This is a genomic window from Streptomyces sp. NPDC054757, from assembly GCF_053612185.1.
The window spans coordinates 77,940-98,127 of the sequence record NZ_JBSHBW010000003.1 but is presented as its reverse complement, the minus strand read 5'-3'; the positions used below and the strand labels follow the sequence as shown (position 1 = coordinate 98,127).

Below are 20,188 nucleotides of genomic sequence, written 5' to 3'. Positions count from 1 at the left end.
GTACCGCCGGGCCCGGCCCCATCCGGAAGAGAGACATACGTCCATGCGACGCCATTACCTGTCCGCGCTCCTGCTCCCGCTGTCCCTGTCACTGGCCGCGTGTGGCGGCGCGTCCTCCGCGAACGCCGGGGGCGCACCGGGCGACGGTACCGACGGATCGGGCAGCCTCACCCTCAATGTCGGGGACCAGAAGGGCGGCAGTGAGGCCGTGCTGCGGGCCGCCGGAGAGCTCGACCACCTCACGTACAAGATCAAGTGGTCCACCTTCACTTCCGGTCCCCCGCTGCTGGAAGCCGTCAACGCCAAGGCCGTCGACATCGGTGCCGTCGGCAACACCCCACCGGTCTTCGCCGCGGGTTCGCACTCGAAGATCACCGTCGTGGCCGCCGCCCACGGATCGTCGGAGGGTGAGGCGATCGTCGTGCCCGGGAACTCTCCGCTGAAGTCCGTCGCCGCGCTCAAGGGCAAGTCGGTCGCCGTGGCGCAGGGCAGCTCGGCCCACTTCCAACTGCTCGCCTCCCTCAAGCGGGCAGGGCTGAAGTTCAGTGATGTGAAGGCGAAGTATCTGCAGCCGGCCGACGCGCTGGCGGCGTTCAGCCGCGGCAAGGTCGACGCCTGGGCTGTCTGGGACCCCTACACCTCGCAGGTGCTCAAGAGCGCGCACGCGCGCATCCTCACCACCGGCCAGGGCGTCGTCAACGGCCTCTCCTTCCAAGTGGCCTCGCCGGCGGCGCTCAAGGACAAGCAGAAGGCCGCGGCGGTCTCCGACTACCTCAAGCGCCTCAACCGCGCACAGTCCTGGGTCTTCAAACACCCCGGCGCGTGGGCGAAGGTCTGGGCGAAGGAGACCGGCCTGCCGTACGACGTGGCGCTCGCCGCGGTGAAGCGCAGCAGCGGAACGCGGGTGCCCGTCGCCGTGGACGACGCGGCGATCGCGTCCGAGCAGAAGATCGCGGACAGTTTCGCCGGCCTGAAGCTGATCCCCCGCCGCTTCTCCTTCAAGGACTACACCGACAAGCGCTTCAACGGCACCCTGCCCTCCTCCACCACAGCGCCCCTCTCCTACCCGGAGGCTTCCTCCCGATGAGCATCCACCTGAACTGGTTCCTCCCCACCGGCGGCGACGGCCGCACCCTGGTCGACCGGCACGCCTACACCGACGGCGGCATCACACGTGACCGCATCACCCCGGCCGGCGGTGTGCGCGCACCCGACATCGAGTATCTGGCGCAGATCGCCAAGGCCGCCGAGCAACTGGGTTTCGAGGCCGTGCTCACCCCGACGGGCACCTGGTGCGAGGACGCCTGGCTGACGACCGTGGCACTCGCGCAGCACACCGAGCGGCTCAAGTTCCTGGTGGCTTTCCGCCCCGGCGTCATCTCCCCGGTACTGGCTGCCCAGATGGCGGCGACGTACCAGCGGATCACCCGGGGGCGACTGCTGCTCAACGTGGTGACAGGGGGCGACTCCACCGAGCAGAGGCGCTTCGGCGACCATCTGGACCACGACCGCCGCTACGAGCGGACCGCTGAATTCCTCTCGGTCGTACGCGGCACCTGGAGCGGGAAGCCGTACGACTTCGACGGCCGGCACTACCAGGTCGAGGGCGGCCTGACCGCGTTGCCGCCGGATCCGCTGCCGGAGATCTTCTTCGGCGGCTCGTCGGACGCCGCCGGCCCGGTCGCGGCCGAGCACGCGGACGTGTATCTCACCTGGGGCGAACCTCCGGCCCAGGTGAAGCAGAAGATCGACTGGATCCGCGCGCTGGCCGAGGAACGCGGCCGCACCGTCCGATTCGGCATCCGGCTGCACACCATCTCCCGGGACTCCGCACGCGAGGCATGGGCCACAGCCGACCGGCTGCTCGACGACCTCGGCCCCGAGACGGTCGCCGCTGCCCAGCAGGCCCTGGGCAGAAGCGAGTCGGTGGGTCAGCAGCGGATGCTCGCACTGCACGGCGGCTCACGCGACAACCTGGAGATCTCCCCCAACCTGTGGGCGGGAGTCGGGCTCGTCCGCGGCGGGGCCGGCACCGCACTGGTGGGAAGTCACGCCGATGTGGCGGACCGCATCGAGGAATACCACGCGCTCGGGGTCGAGCACTTCGTGTTCTCCGGCTACCCGCATCTGGAGGAGGCGTACTGGTTCGGAGAAGGCGTACGACCCGAACTGGCGTCCCGCGGCCTGCTCCCGGAACTGCCGTCCACCGGCGCTCCGCTCCGCTTCGCGGGCGGCCGCTGACCGGAAGGCCCGAAACCCCCGGGTGGCACGGCGTCGGCTGTGCCACCCGTTCGCGTCGGTGGCCCGGGGAGGGGGACGGGGTCAACGGGAGCCGGGAAAGCGTTGGATACGGACGAGGCTGGACCGAACGAGGGGCTGAGCGCCGCCACGTGGCTCGCCTCCGCGATTAATCCCTACGATCGTGAAATCGTGATCGCGACGATCCTGCTGAACGCACCCCGAACCGGCCAAGGTGCTGGCCAGAACGTTTTTTCGGCTAACGGTCCTGGTGGGGCGGGTGGGACTCGAACCCACGGCCGACGGATTATGAGTCCGCTGCTCTAACCGGCTGAGCTACCGCCCCATTACGGCGTGGCGCGTACATGTGTGCGCGCCGTCTGCCGCAGCATAGCCGCTCATACGATCTCCTGCCTCGGATGGTCGGCATCGCTCGATCATGAGGACCTCGCTGCGGACGGGACGGTTCCACCTCAGCGGAAAACGGCACGAAAAAGGGCCCCTGAGGGCCCTCTTCCGTCTGTGCTCCCCCGACTGGACTCGAACCAGTAACCCTCCGGTTAACAGCCGAATGCTCTGCCAATTGAGCTACAGGGGACCGCGCTCCCCCGACTGGACTCGAACCAGTAACCTGCCGGTTAACAGCCGGCTGCTCTGCCAATTGAGCTACAGGGGATTGCTGCTGTGCACCGAACGTACCCACCGGATCGCTCCCCGGGGGGCGTGTGCTCGCTGCGACACATACATTAGCGCAAGCAGGGGGGTGCTCCGCCAATCGGTTCCGCCCCGGGTGATCACGCGTTGGCCGGGTAGGCGGGCAGCACCGGCACAAGGGAAGGCAGCCATGCGGTACAAGCTGACGTTCGTCGCGGGACTCGCTCTCGGTTATGTGATCGGCACACGTGCCGGTCGGGAGCGTTACGAGCAGTTGAAGAAGTCCGCCCGCCAGGTCGCGGAGAATCCGGCCGTGCGCAACGCGGCGGAGGCCGCCGCGCAGAACGGGCGGGACGTCGCCGGCAAGGCGCTCCACACCGTGAGCGAGAAGATGGGTGACCGGATGCCCGACGCGATGGCCCACCGGGTCCGGTCGCTGCGGGACCGGAACGGAGCCGTCGAGGACGACTGGGGCACCACCAATACCTGATCCGATACCTGATCCCTGATCCGACAGCGCCACCGGGCCCCGTCCGTACCTGATCCGAACAGGACGGCCGGGGCCCTACCCGTACCTGCCCCCGACAGGACGACTGGGCCGCCATCCGCACCTCACGTCCCGGGTGCGGCGCGCGTGCGGCACAATCGGGCCGTATGGGGATAGTCGCCGGTCTTGACAGCTCAGCCGCCTTCACGCGCATCGTCGTGTGCGACACGGACACAGGTGCCGTGCTGCGCCAGGGGTATGCGCCCCATCCGCAGACGGGCGGGGCAGGCGGCGGAGGCGGGGCGGACCAGGCGGGCGGCCAGGGCGGTGAGGCCGGTAAGAAGTACGAGGTCGATCCGCAGAGCTGGCTGCTCTCGCTCGGTGAGGCGGCGTCCGGCGGGCTGCTGGAGGGTGTGCAGGCGATTGGCGTCTCCGCCCAGCAGCACGGTCTTGTGCCGCTGGACCGGCAGGGCAATCTCGTACGGCCCGCGCTGATCGGCAATGACAAGCGGGCGCAGGTGGCCGCAGCGGATCTGATCGATTCGCTCGGCGGCCGTTCCGCGTGGGCCGAGGCCGTCGGATCCGTACCGCAGGCCGCGCAGCCGGTGTCGAAGCTGCGCTGGCTGGTACGGCAGGAGCCGGAGGCGGCCGCGAAGGTCGCCGCGCTGCTCCAGCCGCACGACTGGCTCGTGTGGCAGCTGCTCGGCCGGCCCGCACGGCGGATCACCGACCGGGGCGCCGCGTCGGGCACCGGTTACTGGTCGGCCGCGACCGGCGCCTACCGTCCCGATCTGGTGGAGCTGGCCCTCGGGCACACGGCGGCGCTTCCGGAGGTGCTCGGCCCGTCCGAGTCGGCGGGGACCACGCCCGAGGGGCTGCTGATCTCGGCCGGTACCGGGGAGACCATGGCCGCCGCCTTCGGGCTCGGGGTCGCGGCCGGCGATGTGGTCGTGTCGCTGGGTGCCTCGGGTTCCGTGATGGCCGTGCACCACGAGGCGCTGTCCGACCCGTCCGGGATGATCACCTCGTTCGCCGACGCCACAGGGATGCATCTGCCGGTGGTGCACACGCTCAACGCCGTACGGGCGCTGCGCGGCACCGCCGAACTGCTGGGCGCCGAGGACCTGGAGGCGCTGTCCGCGCTCGCGCTGACCTCCACGCCCGGCGCGTCCGGGGTGGTGCTCCTGCCGTATCTGGAGGGTGAGCGCACCCCGCAGCTCCCGCACACCGCCGGCACCCTGTCCGGGCTGCGGCGCGAGTCGATGAAGCGCGAGCATGTGGCGCGCGCGGCCTTCGAGGGCATGCTCTGCTCGCTGGCCGACGCGATGGACGTACTGCGGGAACGCGGTGTCGAGGTGCGCCGGGTCTTCCTGCTGGGGGCCGCGGCGGAACTGCCCGCCGTCCAGGCCGCGGCCCCGGGTATCTTCGGGGCGCAGATCGTGGTCCCGCAGCCCGCCGACTACGCGGCGGTCGGTGCGGCCCGGCAGGCCGCCTGGGCGCTCGGGGTGTCCGAGGGCACGCTCGACCCGCAGACCCCGCCGGACTGGCAGGGCGCCACCGCCCAGGTATTCGAGCCGGGGGACGGTCTCGCGGTGGGGCAGGCGGTGCGCCAGCAGTACATGGCGACACGTGACCAGATCCACCCCGGAGCCTTCGGTACGCCGTCCTGATCCCGGAGCGCCACGCCACCCGGGCCGGCCGACGGAGTGGAACCGTACGGTCCGCCGTACGTGGAGGGCCGCTCCGTCGCACGAGGGAGACCGCTGCGTCGTACGGAGCGTGCCGCCCCGCCCTGGGGGCCGCGTTCTTGACCTCTGTTTGAGAAAAACGGTTCCTTTCGGCTTGGGCGGTACCGGAAACTGGGACGGCCGGACACCGTCCCTTGCCCCGCCCTGCCCTGCCGGAAGCCCCGCCGGACCGCCGAACCGAGAGACTGCACGTGCTCATATCACTGCTGCGGACCTATCTGCGTCCGTACAAGAAACCCATGGCCCTGCTGGCGCTGCTTCAGCTGCTCCAGACCTGCGCCTCCCTCTATCTGCCGACGCTCAACGCGGACATCATCGACAACGGTGTCGTGAAGGGTGATTCGGGTTACATCCTGAGCTTCGGCGGTCTCATGATCGCCATCAGCGTGGTCCAGGTGATCTGCAACATGGGCGCCGTCTACTTCGGTGCCCGGACCGCGTCCGCACTCGGCCGGGACATCCGGGCCGGTGTCTTCGACCGGGTGCAGTCCTTCTCCGCCCGCGAGGTCGGGCACTTCGGCGCCCCGTCGCTCATCACCCGTACGACCAATGACGTCCAGCAGATCCAGATGCTGGTCCTGATGTCGTTCACGCTCATGGCATCGGCGCCGATCATGTGCGTGGGCGCCATCGTGCTGGCGCTCGGCCAGGACGTGCCGCTCTCGCTCGTACTGATCGCGGTCGTCCCGGTCATGCTCGTACTGGTCTCCCTGATCGTCCGGCGGATGCGGCCGCTCTTCCGGAAGATGCAGGTCAGGCTCGACACCGTGAACCGGGTGCTGCGTGAGCAGATCACCGGCAACCGTGTCATCCGCGCGTTCGTGAAGGACGCGTACGAGAAGGAGCGCTTCCAGGGCGCCAACGCCGAGCTGACCGAGGTCTCCCTCGGCACCGCGCGGCTGATGGCCCTGATGTTCCCGACCGTGATGACCGTGGTGAACGTGTCGTCGATCGCGGTGGTCTGGTTCGGCGCACACCGGATCGACAGCGGCGCGATGCAGATCGGCGCGCTCACCGCGTTCCTCTCCTATCTGATGCAGATCGTGATGTCCGTGATGATGGCCACCTTCATGTTCATGATGGTGCCGCGTGCGGAGGTCTGCGCCGAGCGCATCCAGGAGGTGCTCGGCACCGACTCCAGCGTGGTGCCGCCACTGAAGCCCGTCACCGAGCTGACCAGCCGCGGCCATCTGCAGATCCTGGGGGCCGGGTTCAAGTACCCGGGCGCCGAGGCTTCGGTGCTGCGGGAGGTCGCCCTGGAGGCGCTGCCCGGTGAGACGACCGCGGTGATCGGGTCGACGGGCAGCGGGAAGTCGACGCTGCTCGGTCTGGTACCCCGGCTGTTCGACGCCACGGGCGGCGCGGTGCTGGTGGACGGTGTCGACGTACAGGAACTGGACCCGGTGCTGCTGGCGAAGACCGTGTCCCTGGTGCCGCAGAAGCCGTATCTGTTCTCCGGGACCGTCGCGACGAATCTGCGGTACGGGAACCCGGACGCCACCGACGAGGAGCTGTGGCACGCGCTGGAGGTGGCGCAGGCCAAGGAGTTCGTCGAGAAGCTCGAAGGCGGGCTCAACGCGCCGGTCGCGCAGGGCGGCACCAATGTGTCGGGTGGGCAGCGGCAGCGGCTGGCGATCGCCAGGACGCTGGTCCAGCGGCCGGAGATCTACCTCTTCGACGACTCGTTCTCGGCGCTGGACTACGCGACCGACGCGGCGCTGCGGACCGCGCTGCGGCGCGAGACCGCGGAGTCGACCGTGGTGATCGTGGCGCAGCGCGTGTCGACCATCCGTGACGCGGACCGGATCGTCGTGATGGACGAGGGCCGGGTCGTGGGGACGGGCAGGCACCACGAACTGATGGACGGCAATGAGACATACCGGGAGATCGTGCTCTCCCAGCTGACCGAGGCGGAGGCAGCCTGATGGCGGGTCCAGGTGGACGCATGATGGCGGGACCGACCCAGAAGTCCATGGACTTCAAGGGTTCGGGCAAGCGGCTGCTGCGGCTGCTCGCGCAGGACCGCCCCGCACTGTTCACGATGGTGCTCGCGGTGATCGGCAGTGTCGCCCTCTCGGTCGTCGGACCGAAGATCCTGGGCCGGGCGACCGACCTGATCTTCGGCGGGATCATCGGCCGGCGGCTGCCCGCGGGCACCACCAAGGCACAGGCGCTGAAGGGCCTGCGCGCCAGGGGCCAGGGCGCGATGGCCGACATGCTCTCCGGCGTCGACTTCACCCCGGGCAAGGGCATCGACTTCTCGCAGGTCGGCCAGATCCTGCTGCTGGCGCTGGCGGCCTTCGCCTGCGCGGGTCTGCTGATGCTCGTGACCACCCGGCTCGCGGCCCGGATCATCAACCAGGCCATGTACGGGGTGCGTGAGGAGATCCAGGCGAAGCTCTCCCGGCTGCCGCTGTCGTACTTCGACAAGGCCAAGCGCGGTGAGGTGCTCAGCCGTACCACCAACGACGTCGACAACATCGGCCAGACCATGCAGCAGACCATGGGCCAGCTCATGAACTCGCTGCTCACCATCATCGGCGTCCTGGCGATGATGTTCTGGATCTCGTGGATCCTGGCGCTGGTGGCGCTGGTGACCGTACCGCTCTCGGTGCTGGTGGCCACGCGCGTCGGCAAGCGGTCGCAGCCGCAGTTCGTGCAGCAGTGGAAGGTCACGGGCAGGCTCAACGCCCATATCGAGGAGATGTACACCGGGCACGCCCTGGTCAAGATCTTCGGACGGCAGGCGGAGTCGGCCGAGGGCTTCCGGGAGCAGAACGAGGCGCTGTACGAGGCGGGGTTCAGGGCCCAGTTCAACAGCGGCATCATGCAGCCGCTGATGATGTTCGTCTCGAACCTCAACTATGTGCTGGTGGCGGTCATCGGCGGGCTGCGAGTGGCTTCCGGCACGCTCTCCATCGGTGATGTGCAGGCGTTCATCCAGTACTCGCGGCAGTTCTCGCAGCCGCTGACCCAGGTCGCCTCGATGGCGAACCTGGTGCAGTCGGGTGTCGCGTCCGCCGAGCGGATCTTCGAGCTGCTCGACGCGGAGGAGCAGACGCCCGACGGGGCGGGCTCCGGTGCGGAGTTGGGGCCGGGTGCCGGGGGCGGTGCCGGTGTCCGCGCCGCTGCTGGTGCGCGGCCGGCCGCGGTGCGCGGGAGCATCTCGCTGGAGAAGGTCTCCTTCCGGTACGAGGCCGACAAGCCGCTCATCGACGATCTGTCGCTCTCGGTCGAGCCGGGGCACACCGTCGCGATCGTCGGACCGACCGGCGCGGGCAAGACGACGCTGGTCAATCTGCTCATGCGGTTCTACGAGGTGACCGGCGGGCGGATCACGCTCGACGGGACCGATATCGCTGCGATGACGCGTGAGGAGCTGCGCTCCGGGATAGGCATGGTGCTCCAGGACACCTGGCTCTTCGGCGGCACGATCGCGGAGAACATCGCGTACGGCTCCTCGCGTGCCGTCAGCCGTGAGGAGGTCGAGGAGGCGGCCCTCGCCGCCCACGCCGACCGGTTCATCCGCACCCTTCCCGAGGGGTACGACACGGTCATCGACGACGAGGGTACGGGGGTGAGTGCGGGCGAGAAGCAGTTGATCACGATCGCGCGGGCCTTCCTCTCCGACCCGGTGATCCTGGTGCTCGACGAGGCGACCAGCTCCGTCGACACCCGTACCGAGGTGCTGATCCAGCAGGCGATGGCCCGTCTGGCGCACGGCCGCACCAGCTTCGTCATCGCGCACCGGCTCTCCACGATCCGGGACGCCGATGTGATCCTGGTGATGGAGAACGGGTCGATCGTGGAGCAGGGGTCGCACGAGGAGTTGCTGGCCGCGGAGGGGGCGTATGCGCGGCTCTACGCGGCGCAGTTCGCGCAGGCGGTGGTGGAGGTGGATTAGGGGGTACGGGGTGGGGGGTGGCGGGGTGCGGGCGGTGCGGGCGGTGCGCGGTGCGCCTGCGGCGGGCCTGCTCCCCTGCCCTCCCCGCACCCGGCCTGCGGCCGGGCCCGGCTTCCCGTAGCCGGGTCGGCCCCCGGCCGGCGCACCCTCAGTCCAGGTAGCCCCTCAGCTGGTCCGCGCACGCGTGGTCCCGCAGCTTGTTCAGGGTCTTGGACTCGATCTGCCGGATCCGCTCCCGTGTCACCCCGAAGATCCGTCCGATCTCCTCCAGCGTGCGGGGTCTGCCGTCCGCGAGACCGTAACGGAGCTGGACGACCTTGCGTTCGCGTTCGCCCAGCGTGGAGAGCACCGCCTCCAGATGCTGCCGCAGCAGCAGGAACGCGGCCGACTCCACCGGGGACGCAGCGTCGCCGTCCTCGATCAGGTCGCCCAGTGCCACCTCGTCCTCCTCCCCCACCGGGGCGTGCAGGGAGACCGGTTCCTGGGCGAGCCGCAGTACCTCTCCCACGCGTTCCGGGGTGAGTTCGAGCTGGGCGGCGACTTCTTCGGGGGTCGGTTCGCAGCCGTGTTCCTGGAGCATCCGGCGCTGGACCCGGACCACCCTGTTGATCAGCTCGACCACATGGACCGGGACCCTTATCGTGCGGGCCTGGTCGGCCAGGGCACGGGACATCGCCTGCCGTATCCACCAGGTCGCGTACGTGGAGAACTTGAAGCCGCGGGCGTAGTCGAACTTCTCCACCGCCCTGATCAGGCCGAGGTTCCCCTCCTGGACCAGGTCCAGCATGGTCAGCCCGCGGCCCACATAGCGCTTGGCGACGGAGACCACGAGACGCAGGTTGGCCTCGATCAGCCGCCGTTTGGCCATCCGGCCGAGCACCACCAGTCGGTCCAGGTCCACGGCGAGACGGGAGTCGAGATCGGACGAACTCCGCAGCCGTTCCTCGGCGAAGAGGCCCGCCTCGACCCGGCGCGCGAGCTCCACCTCGTCGGCCGCCGTGAGCAGCGGGATGCGGCCGATCTCCCGTAAGTACTGGCGCAGGAGGTCCGACGAGGGGCCGCCGCTGTCGGCGGCGCGGGTGGGTGCGGGTGGCGGGGGCCCGTCCTGGGTCTCCCCCACGGTCCGGGCTGCCGCGGCCGGTCCCGGGTGGGGGACGGTCTCGGGGTGGCCGGCGGGCGGGCTCTGCCGGGGGACTGCCGGGGCCACATCGGTTTCGGTCAGGGTCCGGGTCTGCACGGGTGCGGCCTCCAGGATGACTGCCGGATCGGGGGCGTGCGGCAGCGGGACAGCGGTGGCCCGGCCGCCTTCAGTCCCGTACGCGATGAGCCGATACGCGGGCAGGGGCGGCCCGCTGCCGGTGGACCGGTCCGTTCGGACCGGCCGGTCGGTCCGAGGCACCGCAGTCCAGTGTGGGGCATGACACAGCACGGCCACGAGGGGTGTGCGGTGACTTTCTGAGTCCGGTTCGTGACCCGGCGGTTATGGGAATCCGGTGGGCCGGACGACCGTCGGGCGGCATCGACCGGGCGGCCTCGTCCGGTGGGACGGGGCAACCGGCGACGCGGGCGCCGTTCGGCGGGCGCCCCTGTGCTCAGAGCGCGTCGGCGCCGTGGTTGCGCAGGGACTGGCCGTACTGCTGGAGGGTCCACAACTCGTTCTGGACCGCCGCGTACTGCTCCGCGTCGCCCTGGGCGGAGGCTCGGGCCAGGGCGCCCTGGACGTCGGCGATCCGCCGGTCGACCGCGCGCAGCCGGACGTGGACCAGTTGTTCGCCCGCGTACAGCTCGTCGACCGTACGCCGCATGATCGGCTCCACGGCCAGCTCGGTGACCACGGCCCGGACGGTGTCGTCGGGCGCCGCGGAGCGGACCCGGGTGAGGTACTCGAACGAGTCGGTGATGCCCGCTTCGGCGCCGCCCGCCTCCATGATCGTTTCGCGTACGGCGGCGTACGGCGCGGCGGTGAACTCGTCGGCCCCATAGGCGTCGAAGGCCGGGGAGACCAGCTCGGGGCGCTGGAGTGCCAGCTTCAGCAGCTCGCGTTCGGTGCGGTGGGCGGGGCTGCGGAGGTGGAGGGCGGGGCCGCTCGACGGGGGGCGCGGTGCCTCGGCCTGCTGCTGCGGGGGGCGGCCGCCGCGTGAGGGCGCGGGTGCGTTGCCCCGGCCGCGTGCCCACTGGGCGAGCTGGCTGATGCGCTTGACCACGAACTGCGTGTCGAGGATGCCGACCATGCCGGCCAGCTGCACGGCGACCTCGTGCTGCGAGGCGCTGTTCTTGATCCGGGCCACCACGGGCGCCGCCTCGTCGAGCGCGGTCGCCCGGCCCGCCGGGGTCTCCAGGTCGTAGCGCGAGATGATCTGGCGGAGCGCGAACTCGAAGAGCGGGGTGCGGGGTTCGACCAGGGTGCGCACCGACTCGTCGCCCTGGGCGAGCCGCAGGTCGCAGGGGTCCATCCCGTCGGGCGCGATGGCGATATAGGTCTCGGCGGCGAACTTCTGGTCGTCCTCGAAGGCACGCAGGGCGGCTTTCTGGCCGGCCGCGTCGCCGTCGAAGGTGAAGATCACGCGGGCGCTGCCGTTGTCCATGAGCAGCCGGCGGAGGATCTTGATGTGGTCGGTGCCGAAGGCCGTGCCGCAGGTGGCGACGGCGGTGGTCACACCGGCCAGATGGCAGGCCATGACGTCGGTGTACCCCTCGACGACGACGGCTCTGCTGGACTTGGCGATCTCCTTCTTGGCCAGGTCGATTCCGTAGAGGACCTGGGATTTCTTGTAGATCGACGTCTCAGGGGTGTTGAGGTACTTCGGTCCGTTGTCGTCGTCGCGGAGCTTGCGGGCACCGAAGCCGACGACCTCACCGCTGATGTCGCGGATCGGCCACATCAGCCTGCCGCGGAAGCGGTCGATGGGCTTGCCGCCTCGGGACTCCTGGGAGAGCCCGGAGGTGATGAGCTCCTTGTCCGAGAAGCCCTTGCCGCGCAGGTAGCGGGTGAGATGGTCCCAGCCGGCCGGGCTGTAGCCGACACCGAAATGGGTGGCGGCGGCCTGGTCGAATCCGCGCTCGGCGAGGAACTTGCGGCCGATCTCGGCCTCGGCGCCGTCGAGCTGCTCGACGTAGAACCGGGCGGCCTCCTTGTGCGCCTCGACCAGCCGGATGCGCTCGCCGCGCTGGCTGTTGGGGGTGTAGCCGCCCTCCTCGTACCGGAGGGTGATGCCCGCTGTGCCCGCGAGGCGCTCGACCGCCTCGGTGAAGGAGAGGTGGTCGATCTTCATCACGAAGGCGAGGGTGTCCCCGCCCTCCTGGCAGCCGAAGCAGTGGAAGAGGCCCTTGGCCGGGCTCACCTGGAAGGAGGGGGACTTCTCGTCGTGGAAGGGGCAGAGGCCCTTGAGATTGCCGCCGCCCGCGTTCCGCAACTGGAGGTACTCGGAAACGACGGCGTCGATCGGGACCGCGTCCCGGACCGCCTTCACGTCGTCATCGTTGATCCTGCCTGCCACGGGTGAAGTCTACGGTCCGGCTCGGACACTCCGTACGGGCACTGCCCGGCGGGCCGGGGAGGGCGCCCGGGCAGCGAGGGGGACGTCCCCGGCCCGCCGGGACACGGCACGTGCGCCCGGCCGTGGCACTGTCCGAGCCGGACCGGCCGCCTTCCGGCCGGACGGGACACCGCCCCGCCCGGACCCGGCACCGCCCCGCCGGGACACACACCGTCCCGCCCCGCCCCGGTCCCGCCCGCCGGTACCGCCCGCCGGTACCGCCCGCCGCTCAGACGCCCAGCGTGGCCAGGTCGACCGACGGGTCAGCGAGCGCCTCGGGGTCCAGCGTCGCGCCGGAGCGGATCAGCCGCTGGAGCTGTTCGGTGACGTCCCACACATTGACGTTCATCCCGGCCAGCAGCCGGCCGTCCTTCATCCAGAAGGCGATGAACTGCCGCTTGCCCGCATCGCCCCGGATGAGCACCTGGTCGTACGAGCCGGGCGGCGCCCACCCCGAGTACTCCAGGCCCAGGTCGTACTGGTCGGAGAAGAAGTACGGGATCCGGTCGTACGCCACGCCCTGGCCGAGCATCGCGCGGGCCGCCGCCGGGCCGCCGTTGAGGGCGTTCGCCCAGTGCTCGACGCGCAGCCGGGCGGCGAGCAGCGGGTGCCGGGCGGCGGCGACATCGCCCGCCGCGTAGATGTCCGGGTCGGAGGTGCGCAGCGAGGAGTCGACGGCGATACCGCCGCCGTCCGCCCGGTCGACCAGCTCCAGGCCCGCGGCCTCGGCGAGCGAGACGCGGGGGGCGGCGCCGATCGCGGCGAGCACGTCGTGGGCCGGGTGCTCCTCGCCGTCGTCGGTCTGGACGGCCAGGACCATGCCGTCCTGCCCGGTGATCTCGGTGAGGCGGGTGCCGAAGTGGAAGCGGACGCCGTGTTCGGCGTGGAGGTCGGTGAAGATCTGGCCGAGCTCCGGTCCGATGGCCGAGTGCAGCGGGGTCCGGTGTGCTTCCACGACGGTCACCTCCGCCCCGTAACCGCGCGCCGCCGCCGCGACCTCCAGGCCGATCCAGCCCGCTCCCGCGATCACCAGATGGCCGTTGTCCCGGCCGAGTGAGGCCAGGACGTTCCGCAGACGGTCGGCGTGGGCGAGCCTGCGCAGATGGTGCACACCGGCCAGTTCGGTGCCGGGGATCTCCAGGCGGCGCGGCTCCGCACCGGTCGCGAGGAGCAGTTTGTCGTAGTGGATGGCGGTGTCGTCGCCGAGGCGTACGACCTTGACTTCGCGGTCGATGGAGACGACGGTCTGGCCCAGGTGGAGTTCGATGTCGGCCTGCGCGTACCAGGCGGTGTCGTGGACGTAGACGCTGTCGCGTTCGTCCTTGCCCGAGAGGAACCCCTTGGAGAGGGGCGGGCGTTCGTAGGGGTGGTCGCGTTCGTCGCCGATGAGAATCACGCGGCCCGCGAACCCTTCGGTGCGGAGGGTCTCGGCGGCCTTCGCCCCCGCGAGCCCGCCGCCGATGATGACGAACGTCAGATGTGCGTCGACCACTTGATGCCTCCTTGTAGTGCTGGCGCCACTTGCGAGCGTCCCGCACGGAGTGTGATGGGGGGAAGAGGTGTGAGGTGTTGAGGCTCACGCACGGTCAGGAATGGCCGGTCATGATGGCATGCCCCGCGGGAACGACGCCCCCGCGGCGGGCCGTCGTACCGCAAGGCGGTCGTCCTCAGCGGCGGGCGGTCAGCCGCGCGTGCAGCGAGCGGGCCGAGGTGTCCGTGAGCGAGGCGATCTGGTCGACGATCACGCGTTTGCGCTCGCGTTCGCCTGGTGCCGCTTCGAAGAGGGCCCGGAACTGCGGGTCGAGCCCTTCCGGTGCGCGGGCGGTGAGCGCGTCGGCGAGTCCCGCGAGTACGAGGCGCTGGTCGACTCTGAGCCGCTCCTGTTCCTCGCGCTGCATGACATAGCGGTCGGCGACGGCCTTGAGGACGGCGCACTCCAGCCGTGCCCGGCGTGGGACGACCAGTTCCGCCGCGTATCTGGTGAGCGGCCCCGGACCGTACGACGCCCTGGTCGCGCTCTCGGCCGCCAGGCAGAACCGGCCGATGAGCTGGCTGGTGGCGTCCTTCAGCCGGGCCTGCGCGACGGCGGTCCCGTCGTAGCCGTGCGGCCACCACTCCTGGGCGAGCAGCCCGTCGAGCGCGTCGGTCAGCTCGGCGGGATCGGTGTCACCGGGGACGTAACGGCCGACGGCCACCGCCATGACGGCGTCGCGTTCCGGTCCTGAGGTGAGACAGCCGGGGTCGATGTGCCCGGCGTGCAGCCCGTCCTCGACGTCGTGCACGGAGTAGGCCACATCGTCCGACCAGTCCATGACCTGGGCCTCGAAGCACTTGCGGTCGGCCGGTGCGCCGAGCCTGGCCCAGGCGAAGACGGGCAGGTCGTCCTCGTACACGCCGAACTTCACCGAGCCGGGCTCGGTGGGGTGGCCGCCGCGCGGCCAGGGGTACTTGGTGGCCGCGTCCAGGGCGGCCCTGGTGAGGTTGAGGCCGACGCTGACCGGCTCTCCGGTGGCCGACGCCTGGACGAACCGCTTGGGTTCGATACGGGTGAGCAGCCGCAGCGACTGGGCGTTGCCCTCGAAGCCGCCGCAGTCCCGGGCGAAGTCGTTCAGCGCCAGTTCGCCGTTGTGGCCGAACGGCGGGTGGCCGAGGTCGTGGGCGAGGCAGGCGGCCTCGACGAGGTCGGGGTCGCAGCCGAGCGCCGCGCCGAGTTCCCGTCCGACCTGGGCGCACTCCAGGGAGTGCGTGAGGCGGGTGCGCGGGCTGGCGTCCCAGCTCTGGGACTCCGCCGTGCCCGCCCCGCGCGCCTGCGGGAGCGAGCCCGGTGTGACCACCTGGGTCTTGCCCGCGAGCCGGCGCAGCGCGGCGGAGTGCAGCACGCGTGCGCGATCGCGCTGGAAGGCGGTACGCCCCGGCCGCTTGTCCGGCTCGGTGTCCCAGCGTTCGCAGTCGGTCGGGGTGTACGCGGTGCCTTCCATGCTCCGACAGTACTGAGTCCGGGGCCACGGACGCGGCCGGGCCCGCCAGGCGGCGGGTTCGGCCGGTGGCGGGCCCCGCGCTGCCGCACCTCCGGCCGCGGGCGGTGGCCGGGCGGCGGACCGGACTGCCGGGCCGCGCTGCCGGGCCGGGCGGCTGCGGGCGGTGCCTCCGGGTCGCCGGACCGTCCGCGCCGTAGGAATGTGGAACGTGGAACGGGAGACGGCTGAGCAGAGCGGAGAGGGCCGATGGCCAAGGTGACCGCCAACATGTCCATGTCGCTGGACGGATTCGTCTCCCACCCGTCCGACGGGATCGACCAGCTGTTCCAGTGGTACGACGGCGGGGACGTCACGGTGCGGACCGCCGACCCGGACATGACCTTCCATGTGTCGCAGGCCAGCGCCCAGCGGCTGAACCGCGCGCTGGAGGAGATCGGCGTGCTCGTCTACGGACGGCGTACGTTCGAGGACGCGGGCGGCTGGATCGGCGGGCATCCCCTGGGCCGGCCGGTGATCGTCGTCAGCCACAGCATCCCGGACGGCTGGCCCCGCGCCGACACCCCGCTGACCTTCGTCACCGACGGCGTCGAGAGCGCCATCGCGCAGGCCAGGGCGACGGCGGGCGGGAAGAAGGTCACTATCGGCAGCGCCGATCTCACCCAGCAGTGCATCAACGCCGGACTCCTCGACGAGCTGGAGATCGATCTGGTGCCCCTGCTGCTCGGCTCGGGTGTGCGCTTCCTGGACCGGCTGAGGGACACACCGCGCGCACTGGAGGGCCCCACGGTGATCGAGGGGGACGGCGTCACGCACCTGACGTACACACTGCGGTGACCCGGCTTCCGCGCCGGGCGGTGGCGCTACTGTGCGGTGGCTTCCCGGCGAACCGGATTCGCCCCTCCGCGCGTCCGAGCTTCCGACACGTCCGGCGTCGGAAGGGCCCTCATGCACAGACCCACGCTGCTCATGCCGCCCCGCGTACGACGGCTGCGGCAGCACCTGGCGAAGCTGCGGCCACGCGGGCCGCGGCTGCCCCGGCCGGCGCTGCCGAGGACGAGGCGCGGCCGGCGCCGGGCCGTGCAGGCCGTCATGCTCGGCTGTGTGCTGGCGCTCGCCCCGGCTGCCTGGATGTTCACCGCTGCGGGCGACCGGATACGGACGGCGGCCGACGTCCCTACGGCCGATGTCGCCGTGGTGTTCGGTGCGGGTCTCCGGCAGGGCCGGCCGTCCCCGTACCTCGCGCACCGGCTCGACGCAGCCGCCGGACTGTACCGGGCGGGCACCGTGAAGGTGGTGCTCGTCACCGGTGACAACAGCAGGACGGAGTACGACGAGCCGGACGCGATGCGGGCCTATCTCGTACGGCACGGGGTGCCGGGCGGGAAGGTGGTCAGCGATTACGCCGGCTTCGACACCTGGGATTCCTGTGTACGGGCCAGGAAGGTGTTCGGCGTCCACCGGGCCGTCCTGGTCAGCCAGGGTTTCCACATCCGCAGGGCTCTCGCGCTCTGCCGGTCGGCCGGTATCGATGCGTACGGCGTCGGTGTGTCCGACGCGCATGACGTGACCTGGTACTACGGCGGCGCGCGCGAGATCCTGGCGGCCGGGAAGGCAGCCCTGGACGCCGCGTTCAAGCCCGACCCGCACTTCCTCGGCCCCCGGGAGAACGGGGTCGCGCGGGCGCTGGACGGCCACTGACGCCCGCGCTTCCACACCGCCCCGGAGGCCCGCCCGGCCGGCTCCCTCTCAGCTCCCGTACGGGCGGGCCGCCTTCGCCTCCCGCAGCGCCAGGCCCCACCAGACGAGCTGGTCGAGCATGACCTTGGCCGCCGCGTCGGGGGCCTCGGGGTCCTTGTGGGCGCCGTCCTCGTCGAAGTGGCCGTGCGCGTTGTGGAAGCTCACCGTGTCCCGGACGGTGACCGCGTGCAGCTCGGCGAAGACCTGCCGCAGCTGCTCGACCGCGCGCAGCCCGCCGGAGATCCCGCCGTACGAGACGAACCCGACCGGCTTGGCCTGCCACTGGCCGTAGTGCCAGTCGATGAGGTTCTTGAGGGAGGCGGGGAAGGAGTGGTTGTACTCGGGGGTCAGGACCACGAAGGCATCGGCCGCGTCCAGCTGTGGGCTGACCCGGCCCAGCGCCTCGCGCACCACGGGCTGCGGGTCGTGGGAGAGCGAGGTGGGCAGGTCGACATCGGCGAGGTCGGTCACCCCGACCGCGAGATCCTCCCGGAGCCGGGCGCGGGAGAGGAACCAGTCGGCGATGGTGGGGCCGAAACGGCCGTTGCGGTTGCTGGCGACGATGACGTTCAGCTTCAGGGGGCTGGTGTTGATGTCCATGGCGAGAGCGTCATACATCAACCATGGTTGAGGTCAAGCGCCCGTGTATCCGGCCGCTCCGGGTGCCCGTACCCGTACCGCCCGTGCCCGTACCGCCCGTATCCGTACCGTTGGTCCATGCACATCGAGATGGACGGCCGGCCCGTCACCGATACCTCCCTCAGCACACCCGCCTTCCTCAACTACGGTCATTTCACGGCCATGCAGGTCAGCGACTGCCGGGTGCGCGGCCTCGCACTGCATCTCGCCAGGCTGGACTCGGCGACCCGTGAGCTGTTCGGCGCCGGGCTGGACGGCGGGCACGTCTGCCGGCTGCTCCGGCGGGCACTGGACGGCGCGGGCGTACGGGACGCGTCGGCGCGGGTGTACGTGCACTGGCCCGACGGGGACGGGGCCGCCACCGTGACGGTCGTCGTCCGGCCGCCCGCCGACCCGTCGAGTGCGCCGCAGAGCCTGATGTCCGTCCCGTACCAGCGGCCGGTCCCGCACATCAAGCACGTCGGCAGCTTCGCGCAGATCCACTACGGCAGGGCCGCGGCCCGCGCGGGCTTCGACAGTGCCCTGCTGACCGGTCCCGGCGGCGTGGTCTCGGAAGGCGCGGTCACCAACATCGCTTTCTGGGACGGCACTTCGGTGGTCTGGCCGGATGCGCCCGCACTGACCGGGACCACCATGGCGCTGATCGAACCGCGGCTGCCATCGGTGCGCCGCCGGGTGACCCTGGACGGACTGGGCGCCTACCGGGCGGCCTTCGTGACCAACTCGCGGGGCATCGATCCCGTGAACCGGATCGACACCACGGAGTACGCGGTGGACGGAGAGCTGATGCGGCGGGTGGCGGATGCTTACGAGTCCGCCCCCTGGGACGAGATCCCGGCGCGGCCGTAGGGCCCTTCGCCGGATGAGGCCCGGCCCGGCCGCAACCGGGTCCGCCGGGCGGCCGGCCCGGCGCCCCGCGAGGTGTCCTACACTCCGGCGCATGACCATCGCGACCGCTGCCATCGCCCGGGATCTGGCGCCCACCGGCGCGCTGCGTGCCGCCATCAATCTGGGCAATCCGGTCCTGGCCCAGGGCTCACCGAGCGCTCCGTCCGGGATCACGGTCGACATCGCGCGGGAGATCGCGACCCGGCTGGAGGTGCCGGTGGAGCTGCTGTGCTTTGACGCGGCACGCACGTCGTACGAGGCGATGGCGGCGGGCCGGTCCGACCTCTGTTTTCTCGCCGTGGAGCCCGCCCGGGAGGCCGAGGTCGCCTTCACCGCCCCGTACGCGGACGCGCGGCTGCCCGGCCGCCGCCACGGTCGTACGCTGGAGCCATGGCCAAAGGCTGGAACGCGGGCGACATCCCCGACCTGAGCGGGCGCACGGCGGTGGTCACCGGGGCCAACAGCGGCATCGGACTGGTGACCGCACGTGAGCTGGCCCGACAGGGCGCGCGGGTCATTCTGGCCTGCCGCAGCGAGCCGCGCGGCAGAGAGGCAGAGGCCACGATCCGGGCCGAAGTGCCGGACGCTCAGGCCGATTTCGTACAGCTCGATCTCGCGGACCTGACGTCCGTGCGGCAGTTCGCGTCGGCGGTCCAGGGCGAGCGCCTCGATCTGCTCATCAACAACGCGGGCGTCATGGCGCTGCCGTACGGGACGACAGCCGACGGGTTCGAGACACAGTTCGGCGTGAACCACCTCGGGCACTTCGCCCTCACCGGGCTGCTCGTCCCGAAGCTCCTGGCCACTCCGGGCGCCCGGGTGGTGAGCGTGTCCAGCGGGCTCCACATGCTCGCCAATATCGACATCAACGACCTCAACAGCGAGCGGGGTTACCGGCGTTGGATCGCCTATGGCCGCTCCAAGACGGCGAATCTGCTCTTCGTCCATGAGCTGACTCGGCGCCTCGCCACCGCCGGCTCCGGCCTCGTCGCCGCCGCTGCGCACCCTGGTTACGCGAGCACGAACCTCCAGACGGCGGGGGTGCGCATGGAGGGCCGCACCGGGGCCGAGCGGGTGGTGGAGCTGGGCAACCGCGTGTTCGCCCAGTCGGCCGAGGCAGGCGCGCTGCCCACGCTCTACGCGGCCACCGCACCCTGCGTACTGCCCGACTCCTTCACCGGGCCCAGGTTCCTGGGCTGGCGCGGGACCCCCGGGCCGTCCCGCCGGGCGAAGTGGGCGACGAATGATGTGGCGGGCGAGCGGCTCTGGACGGCGTCCGAGCAGCTCACCGGGGTGACGTACGAGGGCCTGGACACCGTGGACGCGCCCGGCCGCTGACCGGACGGGGTGACCGGGGGGGGACAGGCGCTCCCCTGCGG

General features: G+C 71.0%; 16 protein-coding genes and 3 tRNA genes. 11 read left to right on the top strand and 8 right to left on the bottom strand.

Translation table 11 applies throughout. The annotated features are described in order from the left end of the window. Positions 1-43: 43 nt before the first annotated feature. Together ACWGKJ_RS05600 and ACWGKJ_RS05595 are read left to right on the top strand one after the other, a co-directional pair. Entirely contained in the window at positions 44-1,087 is a 1,044-nt protein-coding gene (locus ACWGKJ_RS05600) for an ABC transporter substrate-binding protein (RefSeq protein ID WP_385024582.1), read from the top strand. Next, positions 1,084-2,241, top strand: coding sequence for an LLM class flavin-dependent oxidoreductase (locus tag ACWGKJ_RS05595; protein ID WP_385024584.1), 1,158 nt, complete (start codon positions 1,084-1,086; stop codon positions 2,239-2,241). The genes ACWGKJ_RS05600 and ACWGKJ_RS05595 overlap by 4 nt, the downstream gene beginning before the upstream one ends. A gap of 266 nt (positions 2,242-2,507) precedes the next feature. Here the strand turns inward: ACWGKJ_RS05595 and ACWGKJ_RS05590 are convergent. From ACWGKJ_RS05590 to ACWGKJ_RS05580, 3 genes are all read right to left on the bottom strand, one after another. Beyond that, a tRNA-Ile gene (locus ACWGKJ_RS05590) sits at positions 2,508-2,584 on the bottom strand. Positions 2,585-2,763: 179 nt separating this feature from the next. Further along, positions 2,764-2,836 (bottom strand) — tRNA-Asn (locus ACWGKJ_RS05585). Positions 2,837-2,841: 5 nt separating this feature from the next. Beyond that, positions 2,842-2,914 (bottom strand) — tRNA-Asn (locus ACWGKJ_RS05580). Between the two features lie 168 nt (positions 2,915-3,082). On the opposite strand from ACWGKJ_RS05580, the gene ACWGKJ_RS05575 reads away from it, so the two are divergent. The 4 genes from ACWGKJ_RS05575 to ACWGKJ_RS05560 all read left to right on the top strand — a co-directional run bounded on the left by ACWGKJ_RS05575 (position 3,083) and on the right by ACWGKJ_RS05560 (position 9,031). Then, the gene (locus tag ACWGKJ_RS05575; protein WP_385024586.1) at positions 3,083-3,382 is read left to right on the top strand and encodes a YtxH domain-containing protein; all 300 of its coding nucleotides are present in this window, start codon (positions 3,083-3,085) and stop codon (positions 3,380-3,382) included. 164 nt (positions 3,383-3,546) lie between these two features. Further along, a complete protein-coding gene (locus ACWGKJ_RS05570; RefSeq protein ID WP_385024588.1) occupies positions 3,547-5,049 on the top strand; it encodes an FGGY family carbohydrate kinase in 1,503 nt (500 codons plus the stop codon). Positions 5,050-5,318: 269 nt separating this feature from the next. Next, positions 5,319-7,052, top strand: coding sequence for an ABC transporter ATP-binding protein (locus ACWGKJ_RS05565; RefSeq protein WP_385024590.1), 1,734 nt, complete (start codon positions 5,319-5,321; stop codon positions 7,050-7,052). After that, the gene (locus tag ACWGKJ_RS05560; RefSeq protein ID WP_385024592.1) at positions 7,052-9,031 is read left to right on the top strand and encodes an ABC transporter ATP-binding protein; all 1,980 of its coding nucleotides are present in this window, start codon (positions 7,052-7,054) and stop codon (positions 9,029-9,031) included. The genes ACWGKJ_RS05565 and ACWGKJ_RS05560 overlap by 1 nt, the downstream gene beginning before the upstream one ends. Before the next feature lie 148 nt (positions 9,032-9,179). On the opposite strand, the gene ACWGKJ_RS05555 is transcribed toward ACWGKJ_RS05560, so the two are convergent. From ACWGKJ_RS05555 to ACWGKJ_RS05540, 4 genes are all read right to left on the bottom strand, one after another. After that, positions 9,180-10,430 (bottom strand): RNA polymerase sigma factor, encoded by a 1,251-nt coding sequence (locus tag ACWGKJ_RS05555; RefSeq protein ID WP_385024594.1) that lies wholly within the window; start codon positions 10,428-10,430, stop codon positions 9,180-9,182. A 193-nt stretch (positions 10,431-10,623) separates the two neighbouring features. Then, complete coding sequence (gene dnaG, locus ACWGKJ_RS05550; protein WP_385024596.1) at positions 10,624-12,528, bottom strand: DNA primase; 1,905 nt, start codon at positions 12,526-12,528, stop codon at positions 10,624-10,626. 268 nt (positions 12,529-12,796) lie between these two features. Next, a complete protein-coding gene (locus ACWGKJ_RS05545; protein WP_385024598.1) occupies positions 12,797-14,059 on the bottom strand; it encodes an NAD(P)/FAD-dependent oxidoreductase in 1,263 nt (420 codons plus the stop codon). Positions 14,060-14,234: 175 nt separating this feature from the next. After that, positions 14,235-15,545 carry a deoxyguanosinetriphosphate triphosphohydrolase gene (locus tag ACWGKJ_RS05540; protein WP_385024600.1) on the bottom strand — a complete coding sequence of 437 codons (1,311 nt, stop codon included), beginning with the start codon at positions 15,543-15,545 and terminating at the stop codon, positions 14,235-14,237. A gap of 246 nt (positions 15,546-15,791) precedes the next feature. On the opposite strand from ACWGKJ_RS05540, the gene ACWGKJ_RS05535 reads away from it, so the two are divergent. Both ACWGKJ_RS05535 and ACWGKJ_RS05530 read left to right on the top strand, forming a co-directional pair. Continuing rightward, complete coding sequence (locus ACWGKJ_RS05535; RefSeq protein ID WP_385024602.1) at positions 15,792-16,379, top strand: dihydrofolate reductase family protein; 588 nt, start codon at positions 15,792-15,794, stop codon at positions 16,377-16,379. Between the two features lie 255 nt (positions 16,380-16,634). Beyond that, complete coding sequence (locus tag ACWGKJ_RS05530) at positions 16,635-17,243, top strand: SanA/YdcF family protein (RefSeq protein WP_385024624.1); 609 nt, start codon at positions 16,635-16,637, stop codon at positions 17,241-17,243. A gap of 48 nt (positions 17,244-17,291) precedes the next feature. Here ACWGKJ_RS05530 and ACWGKJ_RS05525 read toward each other — a convergent pair whose 3' ends face one another. After that, positions 17,292-17,882, bottom strand: a complete 591-nt coding sequence (locus ACWGKJ_RS05525; RefSeq protein ID WP_385024604.1) for an NADPH-dependent FMN reductase — start codon at positions 17,880-17,882, stop codon at positions 17,292-17,294. Between the two features lie 117 nt (positions 17,883-17,999). Here ACWGKJ_RS05525 and ACWGKJ_RS05520 point away from each other — a divergent pair, with 117 nt between their 5' ends. The 3 genes from ACWGKJ_RS05520 (at position 18,000) to ACWGKJ_RS05510 (ending at position 20,147) form a co-directional block, all read left to right on the top strand. Beyond that, complete coding sequence (locus ACWGKJ_RS05520; RefSeq protein WP_385024606.1) at positions 18,000-18,770, top strand: aminotransferase class IV; 771 nt, start codon at positions 18,000-18,002, stop codon at positions 18,768-18,770. Positions 18,771-18,861: 91 nt separating this feature from the next. After that, the gene (locus tag ACWGKJ_RS05515; RefSeq protein WP_385024608.1) at positions 18,862-19,239 is read left to right on the top strand and encodes a transporter substrate-binding domain-containing protein; all 378 of its coding nucleotides are present in this window, start codon (positions 18,862-18,864) and stop codon (positions 19,237-19,239) included. After that, positions 19,200-20,147 (top strand): oxidoreductase, encoded by a 948-nt coding sequence (locus ACWGKJ_RS05510; protein ID WP_385024610.1) that lies wholly within the window; start codon positions 19,200-19,202, stop codon positions 20,145-20,147. The genes ACWGKJ_RS05515 and ACWGKJ_RS05510 overlap by 40 nt, the downstream gene beginning before the upstream one ends. The last annotated feature ends 41 nt before the right edge of the window (positions 20,148-20,188 follow it).